8 protein-coding genes are annotated in these 12,812 nt (G+C 73.0%); 2 read left to right on the top strand and 6 right to left on the bottom strand.

Annotated features, from left to right (window positions below):
- Nucleotides 1-83: 83 nt before the first annotated feature.
- The 5 genes from ACA511_RS35660 to ACA511_RS35680 all read right to left on the bottom strand — a co-directional run bounded on the left by ACA511_RS35660 (nucleotide 84) and on the right by ACA511_RS35680 (nucleotide 7,848).
- On the bottom strand, nucleotides 84-758 hold the full coding sequence (locus ACA511_RS35660; RefSeq protein WP_375029125.1) for a response regulator transcription factor: 675 nt from the start codon (nucleotides 756-758) through the stop codon (nucleotides 84-86).
- Nucleotides 749-2,551, bottom strand: coding sequence for a sensor histidine kinase (locus ACA511_RS35665; RefSeq protein WP_375029126.1), 1,803 nt, complete (start codon nucleotides 2,549-2,551; stop codon nucleotides 749-751). The genes ACA511_RS35660 and ACA511_RS35665 overlap by 10 nt, the downstream gene beginning before the upstream one ends.
- Before the next feature lie 223 nt (nucleotides 2,552-2,774).
- The gene (locus ACA511_RS35670; protein ID WP_375029127.1) at nucleotides 2,775-3,578 is read right to left on the bottom strand and encodes an SAM-dependent methyltransferase; all 804 of its coding nucleotides are present in this window, start codon (nucleotides 3,576-3,578) and stop codon (nucleotides 2,775-2,777) included.
- Nucleotides 3,579-3,770: 192 nt separating this feature from the next.
- Nucleotides 3,771-6,692: a glycoside hydrolase family 48 protein gene (locus ACA511_RS35675; RefSeq protein WP_375029128.1), complete on the bottom strand. Its 2,922-nt coding sequence runs from the start codon at nucleotides 6,690-6,692 to the stop codon at nucleotides 3,771-3,773.
- A 118-nt stretch (nucleotides 6,693-6,810) separates the two neighbouring features.
- Nucleotides 6,811-7,848, bottom strand: coding sequence for a LacI family DNA-binding transcriptional regulator (locus tag ACA511_RS35680; protein WP_375029129.1), 1,038 nt, complete (start codon nucleotides 7,846-7,848; stop codon nucleotides 6,811-6,813).
- Between the two features lie 291 nt (nucleotides 7,849-8,139).
- Here ACA511_RS35680 and ACA511_RS35685 point away from each other — a divergent pair, with 291 nt between their 5' ends.
- Nucleotides 8,140-9,642 (top strand): cellulase family glycosylhydrolase, encoded by a 1,503-nt coding sequence (locus tag ACA511_RS35685; protein ID WP_375029130.1) that lies wholly within the window; start codon nucleotides 8,140-8,142, stop codon nucleotides 9,640-9,642.
- A gap of 44 nt (nucleotides 9,643-9,686) precedes the next feature.
- Complete coding sequence (locus tag ACA511_RS35690) at nucleotides 9,687-11,426, top strand: glycoside hydrolase family 6 protein (RefSeq protein ID WP_375029131.1); 1,740 nt, start codon at nucleotides 9,687-9,689, stop codon at nucleotides 11,424-11,426.
- Between the two features lie 184 nt (nucleotides 11,427-11,610).
- On the opposite strand, the gene ACA511_RS35695 is transcribed toward ACA511_RS35690, so the two are convergent.
- Nucleotides 11,611-12,687, bottom strand: a complete 1,077-nt coding sequence (locus ACA511_RS35695; RefSeq protein ID WP_375029132.1) for a lytic polysaccharide monooxygenase — start codon at nucleotides 12,685-12,687, stop codon at nucleotides 11,611-11,613.
- Between the last annotated feature and the right edge of the window lie 125 nt (nucleotides 12,688-12,812).

Raw genomic sequence — 12,812 nt, forward strand, 5'->3', positions numbered from 1 at the left:
GGCCCGACTCCGGCGGCCAGTTTCCCGCACCCCGGGCGGCGGGCGGGAGGGCCCGTTACCCGATTGATGCGCGGAACGCGACGTCAGCGGGTCTCGGCGGCGCGCAGCCACGTGAGGACGGCGAGCACCCGCTTGTTGGTGTCCTGCGGGCCCGGCGGCCCGCCCACCGAGGCGATCTTCAGCTTGGTGAAGATGGCGCGCACGTGGTCCTCGACCGTCCGGGCGGACAGGTGCAGCCGCCTGCCGATCCCCGCGTTGGAGTGCCCCTCGGCCATCAGCGCGAGGACCTCCCGCTCGCGTCCGGACAGCCGGGACAGCTCCTGCTCGCGGTGCCGGGCCTCGACGAGCCGGCTCACCACGTCCGGGTCGATGACGACCTCGCCGCGCATGACCCGCTCCAGCGCGGAGCGCAGGCTGTCCACGTCGGTGACGTGGTCCTTCAGCAGGTAGCCGACGCCGCGCGGCCGGTCGCGGAACAGCTCCATCGCCTGCGGGGTCTCGTTGAAGGCGGACAGGACGAGGACGCCGAGCCCCGGGTGGCGCTCCAGCAGCCGGCGGGCGGCGACGACCCCCTCGTTGGTGAACGTCGGCGGCATGTGCAGGTCGATGATCGCCACGTCGGGCGGGTCGCCGGCGACGCGGGCGAGCAGCTCCTCGCCGGAGCCCGCGGACGCCACGACCTCGATGCCGACCGTGGTGAGCAGGGTGACCAGCGCCTGCCGGAAGATCCCGCTGTCCTCCGCCACGGCTACTCGCATGGAAGGTCCATCCTCACCGTCGTCCCCTCGCCGTGACCGCCGGCGACCGCCAGCCGGCCGCGCAGCGCCCGGGCCCGGCCGGTCAGCCCGGCGAGATCGGCGGCGGGGTCGCAGAGACCGGCGCCGTCACAGGTCAGCTCCGCGGCCACCCGGTCGTCCTCGTGGCCGATCCGGACGTGCACCAAGGTCGCGTGCGCGCGCTCGACAGCGTACGACAGGGATTCGCACAGCACCGCGTAAAGCGTGGACTCGATCTCGCGGGAGAACCGGCGCGGCGCGACGTCGAGCTTGACGCGGACGCCGACCCGCTCGGCGAGGACCTCCAGCGCCGGTCCGAGGCCGTCCTGGAGGAGCAGCGCCGGCTGCACCTCGCGGGCGAGGGCGCGCAGCTCGGCGAGGGCCTCCATCAGCTCCGCGCGGCAGGTCCGGACGTGCTCCTTCACCGCCGGGTCGGCCGACACGGCCTCCAGCGTGGCGAGCATCGCGCCGAGCGCGAGCAGCCGCTGCTGCGCGCCGTCGTGCAGGTCGCGGGCGAGGCGCTCGCGCTCGACGGTCTCGGCCCGCACGAGCCTCCGGTAGGCGGACCGGACCTGCTCCAGGCCGGCGTGCACACTGGCCTGGAGCCGCGCGGTCTCCAGTGCCCGGCCGCCCGCGGCGAGCGCCGCCTCGACGAGGGAGCCGTGGTCGCGGAGCGCGCCGCCCAGCTCCACGACGGCGAGCGGGTCCCCGGCGGCGCCGCGGACCCGGCGCCGCCACCGTCCGCCGTCGCCGGCGTCCGGGCCCTGCGGCTCTCCGCCGTCCGGGCCGCCGGGGCCGAGGTCGACGGGCCGTCCGGCGGTGTCGACGTAGGTCCGCTCCACCGGCGCCCAGAACCACAGCTCCAGCGTCGGGTCGTGCAGGACGTCGCGCAGCGCGTCCCGGACCCGTTCGACCGACACCGGCGCGGTCAGCCGGAGCATCCGGCCGGCGACGGTCAGCTCGCTGATCCGGACCCGCAGCCCGGACGCCAGCAGGGTGAGCGGGACCAGCACGACGACCGCGCCCTGCACCGCGTACACGCGCAGGAGGTCGTCCAGCGGGATCGAGTCCTCCATGATCGGCTTCTGCGTCAGCGCGGCGGAGATGCCGACGAACCCGACGGCGACCGTCACCGGGAGGGTGAGCAGGCGCCGCATCCGGCCCATCCGCGGCAGCCGCAGCATCAGCACGACGGCGAGCGAGACGGCGAGCAGGATGTACAGCGCGCCGGAGACGCGCAGCACGGCCCGGAAGACCTCCAGGTCCGGGAAGGGCGCGGGCCACCACACCGACTCGCCGCGGAACGCCGCCCACTCCGGCTCGGAGGTGGCCCACAGCGCGGTCGGGCAGATCCAGAGGACCGCGCAGGCGACGGCCGTCCAGATGCGGTCGGCCGTGTACTCCAGCCGTCCGGACGGGTAGAGCAGGACGCCGACGCTCAGCGCGAGGTAGAAGTTCGCCTGCGCGTACGGCGACATGATGGGTCCGATGGCGGCGTCCCAGCTGGCCGCCCAGTTGACCGCCCAGCAGACCGACGCGGCGGTGAACAGCAGGCCGGTGCGGCGCGTCCGCCCCCCGGTCCCGAGGAGCACGCCCACCACGGCGATGGCCGCGCAGCTGACGAGCGTGATCGCGGCGGCGGCCGGATGGTGCCGCCAGTACGGCCAGCCGGACAGCAGCGCCAGCCCCGCCACCGCCAGCCCGGCGACGAGGGCGCGCCTCGACTCCGCGCCGAACCACGGTGGCGACCTGCGCCGCCGCGGTGCGGAAATCACCACGACCACCCTTTCCATGCTCGGACCTCGGGGGACGTCCTGCCACCGGAAACCCACGGGGCGCCGGTCCGTGCTTTCCCGGACCGGCGGCGGGCGCACCGGAAGTCTCTCCGACCCTGGCGCGGGTCTCACAGCGGCGTTATCCGATCGATGCGCACGCCGTTCCGGCTGGGCGCCGCCCTGGCGCCCGTCCACCCGTGGACCGGCCCGCGCGCCCTCGCGGTCAGCGGCGGCCCACGCCCGCCAGGGTGAAGGTGCGCTCCGGGTCGGCGATCCGCGGGGCGGACGCGTCGGGCCGCCACTGCGGCGTGTAGGCCAGCCCCGGTTCCACGAGCTCGAAGGACCCGACGATGCCGAGGATCTCGGCCCGGCTCCGGCCCCAGAAGTGGCCGCTCGTGGGCTTGAACACGTGGCCGACGTCGCCGCCGGACTCCGGCTCGGGCTCCTGGGTGATGTGGGTGAACACCAGGTGGCTGCCCGGCGCGAGGACGCCGTGCAGCCGCCGCAGCGTGGCGGCGGCCTCGGCGGCGTCCTCGATGAAGTGCAGGACGCGGTCGAGCACCACCGCCACGGGCCGCTCGAAGTCGATGAGCGCGCGGACCTCCGGGTCCTCGGCGACGAGTTCGGGCCGCCGGGGGTCGCAGCGGACGAACGCGGCCCGCCGCGTCCGGGCGAGGAGGGCGCGGGCGTGCGCGAGCACGACGGGGTCGCCGTCGGCGAACACGACGGTCGCGTCGGGCGCGACCTCGGCGGCGACCTCGTGGACGTTCCCGCGCGCGGGCAGCTTGCTGCCGATGTCGATGAACTGCCGGACGCCCTCGCGGGCGAGGAACCGGACGGCGCGCCCGATGAACGCCTGGTTCTCCCGCGCCGCCGTCCGCGCCTCGGGGATGACGGCGAGCAGCTGCTCGGCGACCTCCCGGTCCGCCGCGTAGTGGTCCTTGCCGCCGAGCAGGTAGTCGTAGATCCGGGCGGTGTTGGGCGTCACCAGATCCACGTCGGCGGGAGTCAGCCTCTCATCGGTCATCGCAAAGCTCCGCTCGTCCCCGGTCACGTGATCGTCTCACGGAACGCGGAGTGCCCTAGCCGGAACCGACCGTGATGCGCCGGGCCGGCCCGTACCTGCCTGGAGGACCCGCCGCTGCTGGCCGAGGCGCTGTTCGCGTTCGCGGATTGAGGGGACCCGCGGCGGCGGGGCGCCGCCGCGGGTCCGGCCGGATCACTCGTCGAAGAAGCGGCCGTAGTCGGCCATGGCGAGGGCGACGTCGGCCTGCGCCCAGAACCGGTGGTAGTTGAACACCGGCGCCGTCGGGCTCGAGCCGTTGGCGTAGGCGATGACGCGCTGGTAGTCGGGGTCGCTCTTGTAGAAGGAGCGGATGGAGAGGAACGTCGAGCCGGAGTCGATCGGGTCGCCGTTCGGCATCTCCCCGCTCCAGCCGGACGGGACGTAGACCGGGTCCGTGAGCCGCTTGTAGTCGGACTTGGTCTCCTGCACCGACACGCCCTTGGCGTCGGTGTGCTTCCAGATGGCGTCGAGCAGGTCCTTGGCCGTCTGCCTGGCGTCGGCGTCGCCGGACTTCGCCGCGTAGTACGTCAGGGTCTTGGCGTACGCGGCGGCCACGCCGACGTCGTCGGTGTAGTCCTGCACGGACACGTGGAGGTCGTCGTTGGCGGGCGGCATGCCGCTCGCCGAGGACCAGTTGGCGTCCGGCTGCCCCGTCCACTTGAGCGTGGACGGGATCTGCATGCCGCCCGTGGACGGGTCGACCGTCGTGTTCGCCAGCGCCCAGCCGACCCACTCGTCGAGGATCGCCTTGGCGTTCGCGTCACCGGTGACCTGGTAGTACTCGGCGACGCGCTCCATCGACCACGCCTGGAACCCGAACCACTGGTTGCTGGGCGGGTCGTGGTAGACGGGCTGCCAGTCGTAGGCCATGCCGAAGAACTCGGTGAGGCCGGTCGGCGGGGTGCTGTAGCTGCCCTCCCAGCTGTTGGTGACGCCGCCGGCGATGCCGCCCTCGGCGGACTGCAGCCACTTGTAGAGCTGCAACTGCCGGGTGAGGCTCTTCTCCCAGTCGGCCTTGGCCGTAGCGCCCTTGGGGGCGAGCGCGGCGTCGTTCACCAGCGCGTAGGCGGCCAGGGGGTTCTGGTAGCCGAAGTGCGAGGCGCCGTCGCCGATGCGCCACGCCCAGCCGGCGCTCGTGTCGGTCGCGCCGCCCCAGGCGTAGTACCAGGACAGCAGGTAGTGCTCGCTGTCCTTGCCCGACCCGGCCGGGCAGGACGTGGGCGAGTCGCAGTCGCCGATCCTCTTGAAGTACTTGTCGAAGAACGAGTACCGCAGGTAGTCGCCCATCTTGCCGGCCTTCGCCACGGTGGCGGACACGTCGCCGCCCTTGCCCTGGCCGCCGGCCCACACGTTCGCCCAGTACGCGGCCTGGATGGCGCGCGCGTCGGCGTCGGGGGCGGCGGTGAACTTCCACTGCTCGGCGTAGGACGAGTCGCCGATGAACAGGTCGAGGTAGCCGTTCGGGCCGCCGTAGGCGAACTTGTCGCACGTCGGCTGCGGGACGGTCTCGAACACCGACTCCTGGGAGCCGCGCTGGTAGGTGTTGATGTAGGACGGGCCGGTGGCGCTCGGCCCCTCCTCGCAGCCGCCGCCCGGCGTGTTGCCGTAGCCGTAGACGTTGTCCACGTCCTGCAGCCAGTGCATGCCGTAGACGTCGTCGGTGCCGTAGGCGGACTTCAGCTCGCCCGCGATCGGGTCCTGGCCGACCGGGACACTGCCGTCGATCGCCGAAGGGTAGTCGCTCGGCAGCGGGTGCTCGGCGGCGTAGGTGGCGGGCTTGGACGCGTTGTAGAAGGAGTTCGTCGGCTGGTCCGCGTGCGTGGGGATCATGTACTTCTCCATCAGCGCCCAGGAGGCGTTGAAGGGGGCCCAGTTCTGCGTGACCTTGCCGTACATGGCCTCCAGCCAGATGAGGTAGCTGTACGCCTCGGACGTCGTCTCGTGCCCGTGGTCGGGGGCCTCGACCATGAACGTCTCGACCGAGTGGTACGGGATGCCCTCCGGGCTGAAGTACCCGCTCGCGGGGTCCTTGATCTTGTTGTACTGGTCCAGGAACCGCTGGGTGTAGGAGTCGCCGCCGGTCGCCGCCTCGGTCGCGGTGACCTCGGCCGCCGCGAACCCGGTCGCGGACGAGGTGAAGGTCGCCTGGCCCGTCCCGGAGTCGTCCGCGGTGATCGTCACGTTCTGCCCGGCGGACCAGTTCTGCGGCGTGAAGGTCAGCGTCCCGCCGCCGGTCACCGACAGGCCGCTGTTGCCCGCGGTCCGCGCCGTCGTCACGGTGACGTTCGAGGACGGCGCCTCGGAGAGCTTCACCGCGTACGTGGCCGTGGAGCCCTGCGCGACGGTCAGCGCGGCGGGGTTCGCCACGACGCTCGCCTCGGCCGCGACCGTGATGCCGACGGGGGCGGACTCGGACGTCCCGCCCGCGCTGTCGGTCACCTTGGCGTAGAGCGAGTGGTCGCCCGCCGCCGACGGTGTCCAGTTCAGGCCGTAGGGGGCGCTGGTGTCGGCCGCGCCGAGCGGGCCGTCCTGGTCGAAGAACTCGACCTTGGACACCGTCGCGCCGGTCCCGGCCGTCGCGGTCGCCGCGAGCGGCACCGACGCGCCGACCGAGTACGTCGCCCCGGCGGACGGGCTGGTCAGCGACACCGTCGGAGCGGACGTGCTCCCGTTGCACGCCGTGCCGTTCAGCGTGAACGCCGTCGGGTCGGCGTTCGTCCCGCTGTAGGTGAACTGCCCGCCGACGCTCACGGTCGCGCCGGACGCCAGGGAGCCGTTCCAGCTCTCGTTCTGGACGGTGACGTCCTGGCCGGACTGCGCCCACCTGCCCGACCAGCCGCTGGTCAGCTTCTGGTTCCCCGAGTAGGAGTACGCCAGCTTCCAGCTCGTCAGCGCGTCGCCCTTGTTGGTGATGTCGATGGTGGTCGTGAAGCCGCCGCCCCAGTCGTTCTTCTTGTAGACGACCTGGCACGCGGCCGCCGCGGCGTGCGCCGGCGCCAGGGCGCCGAGGCCGCCGCAGAGCAGGGTCAGCGTCGCGCCCACCGCGGTGAGCGCGCGCCATCGTTGTCTTCTCACTCTCGATCCTTCCTGATGCGCCCGCCGCGCGGGCATGCCGGGCTCCGCCGCCGGCGGGATCCGGCGGCGTCCCTTGGAGGGGCGCGTCCGGGTGCGGACGCGCGTCAGGCCGGGGCCGTCAGCCGGACTCCCGGATGATCAACTTGGTGCGCAGCACGACGCCGCGCTCGGTGTTCGGCCTGCCGCCGGTGCAGGCGCGCAGTTCGCGGGCGAGCCGGGCGCCGAGGTCCTCGGCCGGCTGCCGGACGGTCGTCAGCCGGGGCCGCACCTGCCGGGCGACGGGGGCGTCGTCGAACCCGACGACGGCGACGTCGTCGGGGACGCGGCGGCCCGCCCGGCGCAGCGCGCCGAGCGCGCCGACCGCCATCTGGTCGGACGCGGCGAGCACGGCGTCGACGTCCGGGCGGCGCTCCAGCAGCCGGCGCATCGCCCGCTCGCCGGACAGCCGCCCGAAGTCGCCCTGGCAGACCAGCCCGTTGACGCCCATCCCGGCCTCCCGGGCGGCGAGCCGGTAGCCGGCCAGCCGGTCGACGGCCGCGCCCGTGTCGGCGGGCCCGGCGATGGTGCCGATGCGGCGGCGGCCGGTGGTGAGCAGGTGCCGGACGGCGGCGTGCGCGCCGCCGCGGTTGTCGACGTCGACGTACGGCAGCGCCACCTCGTCGAGGGGGCGCCCGGCCAGCACCACCGGGGCGCCGGCCGCGGCCTGCACGAGCGGCGCGACCTGGTCGCGGCGGGCGCCGACGAGCAGCACGCCCTCGGCCCGGCCGCCGCGCAGGTAGCCGGTGGTGGCGCGCCACTCGTCCGGCCGGCCGGCCATGAGCACGACGAGCGGCGCGCGGCCGTCCAGCTCGCGCCGCACGCCCCACAGCAGGCGCGCGAAGTACGGGTCGCCGAGGACGCGGCAGGCGTCCTCGCACACGACCGCCGCGACCGTGCCGGACGACTCCCGGTCGGGGGAGCCGCCGCGCCGGCGGACGTAGCCGAGCCGTTCGACGGCCGCCTCGACCTGGAGGCGGGCCGTCCTGCTGACCCTGGCCGAGCCGTTGAGGACGCGGGACGCGGTCGCGGGCGACACGCCGGCGAGCTCGGCGACGTGGGCGAGGGTCGGGGGGCGGTCGGGAAGGGCGGGGTCTTCGGGGGGGTGGGTGATGGTCACGCTTCGGCACTCCCTTCGGGGGTTCCCGGGCCATTGCGGGGACGGACCGGGTCGGGAGTAGTGGGAGCGCTCCCAAGAATCTGATCGGAGGCCGATCGTGTCAAGGGTCACCGGCCGAACGAAATAACGGAATGTCCTTCGGTCCCGCACCGTGCGCGGGAAACTCCATGAAATTTCGTGAAAGGAATGGAACAGGGGTTCCATGTCGTGTCCGGCCCGTTCTACGTTCGCCGCAGTCCAGGAGTGGGAGCGCTCCCAAGCTGAAAGACCCGACGTGAAAGCGGAGATCCCATGAGATCGCCTTCCCCGCGCTCCGCCGCGGTGACCGCGCTGGCCGGCGCCGTCTGCGCGGCCGCCTCGCTGGTCGCCGCCACCGGGGCCGTGTTCGGCGCGCCGGCCGCCGGCGCCGCCGTCGCCTGCCAGGTCGGCTACACCGCCGCCGACTGGGGCACGGGCTTCACGGCCGCCGTCACGATCACCAACCGCGGCCCCGCGGTCGGCGGCTGGACCCTGACGTACTCCTACACCGGGAACCAGCGGCTGGCCAACGGCTGGAACGGCCGGTGGTCGCAGTCCGGCACGACCGTGACCGTCGTCAACGAGAGCTGGAACGGCTCCCTCGCGACGGGCGCCGCGGTCCAGGCCGGAGCCCGGTTCGCCTACAGCGGCGCGAACGCCGACCCGACCGGCTTCACGCTGAACGGGACGGCGTGCAACGGCGGCACGGAGCCGACCGAGACCCCGACGACCCCGCCGACCACTCCCCCGTCCGACGGGACGGCGCCGAAGCTGAAGGTCTCCGGCAACACGTTCGTCGACGCGGCCGGCGCGGCCGTGCGGCTGCGCGGGGTGAACCGGTCCGGCGGCGAGTTCGCCTGCGTCCAGGGCAACGGCGTCTGGGACGGCCCGATGGACGCGGCGTCGGTCGCGGCGATCAAGGACTGGAACGCCAACGCCGTCCGGGTGCCGCTCAATTCCGACTGCTGGCTGGGGCTGGACAACGTCGATCCGGCCTATCGCGGCGCCGCGTACCAGAACGCGGTGAAGAACTACGTGGGCCTGCTCGAGGAGAACGGCATCACGCCCATTGTGGAACTGCACTGGAGCCACGGCCTGTGGACCGGCAATGACAACCATTGCGATACGGCCGCCGCCGAATGCCAGAAGCCGATGCCGGACGCCGAATACGCGCCCGAGTTCTGGTCGCAGGTGGCCGCCGCGTACAAGGACGACACCGCCGTCGTGTTCGACCTGTTCAACGAGCCGTACCCGAACAACCTCCAGGTCATGGACTACGGCCAGTCGTGGAAGTGCTGGCGCGACGGCGGCCCGGACTGCCCCGGTCTCACCTACGAGGCCGCCGGGATGCAGGACCTCCTCGACGCCGTCCGCGCCACCGGCGCCCAGAACGTCGTGCTGGCGGCCGGCAACAGCTACTCCAACGACCTCGGCCAGTGGCTCGCGCAGCGGCCCGCCGACCCGGCCGGGAACCTCGCGGCCGCCTGGCACTCCTACAACTTCAACTTCTGCGAGGACGCCGCCTGCTGGGACCGGCAGCTCGCTCCCGTCGCCGCGGAGGTGCCGCTCGTCGCCGGCGAGATCGGCGAGAACACCTGCGGCCACTCCTACGTCGACACGCTGATGTCCTGGCTGGACGGGCACGGCGCGTCCTACCTCGGCTGGACCTGGAACACCTGGGACTGCGCCGGCGGCCCCTCCCTGATCAGCTCCTACGACGGCACACCGACCGCGTACGGAGCGGGGCTCCGTGACCACCTGCGGTCCGCCCCCTGACCACCACCGGCACCACGTCCGCCCCCACCAGAGAGGAAACCCGCATGAAGCACCCCCCTGCGCGCAGGAGGCCCGGCGCCCGGCGCCGCGGCGCGGCCGCCGGCGCGGCGGCCGTCCTGCTCGCCTCAGGCGCGGTCGCGCTGGCCCAGGCCCAGGCCAGCGCGGCCGCCGGCTGCACCGTCGAGTACACCGCCAACGACTGGGGCACCGGCTTCACCGCCGACGTGAAGGTCACCAACCTGGGCGACGCCCTGAGCTCCTGGACGCTGGAGTGGGACTTCGCCGGCGACCAGCAGGTGACCAACGGCTGGAACGGCACGTTCGCCCAGTCCGGGAAGCACGTCACCGTGAAGAACCCCGGCTGGGGCGGGACGCTCGCCGCGAACGCGTCGGTCACCCCCGGTTTCCAGGGCACCTACTCCGGAAGCAACCAGGCCCCGTCCCGGTTCACGCTGAACGGCACCGTGTGCGACGGGTCGACCGGAGAGCCGACCGACCCGCCCACCGACCCGACCGACCCGCCGACGGACCCGCCGGCCGGTGACCGCGTCGACAACCCCTACGCCGGGGCCGAGGTCTACGTGAACCCCGAATGGTCGGCCAAGGCCGCCGCCGAGCCCGGCGGCGGCGCGGTCGCGAACCAGCCGACCGGCGTGTGGCTGGACCGGATCGCCGCGATCGAGGGCGTGAACGGCGGGATGGGCCTGCGCGACCACCTCGACGAGGCGCTCGGCCAGGGCGCCGGGGTGATCCAGCTCGTCGTCTACGACCTGCCCGGACGCGACTGCTCCGCGCTGGCGTCCAACGGCGAGCTCGGCCCGACGGAGCTCGACCGGTACAAGTCGGAGTTCATCGACCCGATCGCCGAGATCGCCGGCGACCCGAAGTACGCCGGCCTGCGCATCGTGACGGTCGTCGAGATCGACTCGCTGCCGAACCTCATCACCAACGCGGGCGGCCGGCCGACCGCCACCGCGAACTGCGACGTCATGAAGGCGAACGGCAACTACGAGAAGGGCGTCGCCTACGCGCTGCAGAAGCTCGGCGCCCTGTCGAACGTCTACAACTACATCGACATCGGCCACCACGGCTGGCTCGGCTGGGACGACAACCTCGGCCCGTCCGCGCAGCTGCTCGCCGACACCGCCGACATGTCCGGCTCGAAGAGCAACGTCGCGGGCTTCATCACCAACACGGCCAACTACGGGGCGCTGAAGGAGCCCTACTTCGCCATCGGCGACTCGGTGAACGGGACGTCCGTCCGCCAGTCCTCGTGGGTGGACTGGAACCGCTACGTGGACGAGCAGTCCTACGCCCAGGCGTTCCGCCAGGAGCTCATCGGCGACGGCTTCGACGCGGGCATCGGCATGCTCATCGACACGAGCCGCAACGGCTGGGGCGGCTCCGGGCGGCCGACCGGGCCCGGCCCGCAGACGGACGTGAACGCCTACGTCGACGGCGGCCGCACCGACCGCCGCATCCACCTCGGCAACTGGTGCAACCAGGCCGGCGCCGGGCTCGGCGAGCGCCCGAAGGCCGCGCCCGCGACGGGCATCGACGCCTACGTCTGGATCAAGCCTCCGGGCGAGTCGGACGGGGCGAGCTCGGAGATCCCCAACGACGAGGGCAAGGGCTTCGACCGGATGTGCGACCCCACGTACACCGGCAACCCGCGCAACAACAACCACATGAGCGGCGCCCTGGCCGACGCGCCGCTGTCCGGGCACTGGTTCTCCGCGCAGTTCCAGGAACTGCTGCGCAACGCCAACCCGCCCGTCCAGTAACCCCCCACAAGGAAAGGCCCCGTGACCCGCTCCCGGTCACGGGGCCTCTCCCGTCCCGTCGACCTGCGGCGTGTTGTTGTTATGAGCCGCCGGATAACAACAACACGCCGCAGGTCAACGGGAACGGGAAGGGGGCGGCCCGCGGCGTGCCCTGTCGGACGCCGCGGGCCGTGTCCTTGTCTTTTCAGGAGGTCATGCAGTGCGGGTCCAGGTCGGTCGCCGTGCCGGGCGCGTTCGCCGTGAACCCGAAGGTGGTCGAGGCGCCGACGGCCAGCGCGCCGTTCCAGCTCGCGTTCCCGACCGTGACGTCCGGCCCGGACTGCGTGTAGACGCCGTTCCAGAGGCTGCCGACCGTCTCGCCGTTGGCGAAGGTGAAGTGGGCCGTCCAGCCGGCGAGGGGGAGCGTCCCGGTGTTGGTGACCTCGACCTCGCCCTGGTAGCCGCCGCCCCAGCTGTTGGTGGAGTGGTATTCGGCGGTGCAGACCTTGCCGGGCGTCCCGGGCGGGTCCGTGGGGTCGGTGGGCGGATCGGTCGGGTCCCCGCCGCCCTCGCCCACGCCCGTCACCTCGCCGTCGCCGCCGTCGAACACGACGTCGGAGCAGCCGTAGAACGTCTCGTTGCTGTCCGAGCGCTGCCACACGGTGTAGATGATGTGGCGGCCGCTCTTGCCGGACGGGAGCGCGGCGTTCCAGTGGTAGTAGGCGTCCTCGTTGCCGGGGGACCCGACGCTCGGCGGGTCGGTGACGCTGTAGAACGGCTCGTCCTCCAGGTCGTCCCAGCTGAGCGGGCGGGTCGGGCTCCAGGTGTCCTTGGTGACGTAGGTGCGGAACGTGCCCGGGTGGGCCGCCCACTTGTTGTACCGGAACTCGATCTGGCCGCCGGACGTCAGGTGCGTGACCGGCCAGTCGTCGCGGGCCAGGTCGTAGCCGCCGAAGTCGTACACGACCGCGCCGCCGCTGCACAGCTCCCCGTCGGGGATGAAGCCGCGGGTGCGGCCCGCGCCGTCCGAGCGGAGCACGGCGAACCAGTTGTAGAGCGAGTTCGCGCCGCTCTGCGCCACCGCCGCCGCGCACGCCGGGTTGTGCGGGACGATCTGCCCGTTCGGGGCCAGCCCGTCCTTCCAGCACAGGTACGTGCGGCTGCCCGGCACCATCATCGCGCCGTGCGCCGACGCCGGCGCCGCCGTCAGCAGCGCGCCGGCCAGCATGGCGGGGCCGAGCACCGCGCCCGCCATCAGCGCCCTTCGTCTTCGCCTTCCCATCGTCCTCCCGTCCACGAGCCGAGGAGAGTCCTGTCAAAGCGGACGCTAGCTCCGCATCGGCGGGCCCGGGAACGGTGCTTTCACCCTTTCACCGGCGCTCCGGGGCCGGGGTGGACGGGACGGGG

Source organism: Actinomadura sp. GTD37 (assembly GCF_041951365.1).
In the GTDB taxonomy this organism is placed as follows: domain Bacteria; phylum Actinomycetota; class Actinomycetes; order Streptosporangiales; family Streptosporangiaceae; genus Spirillospora.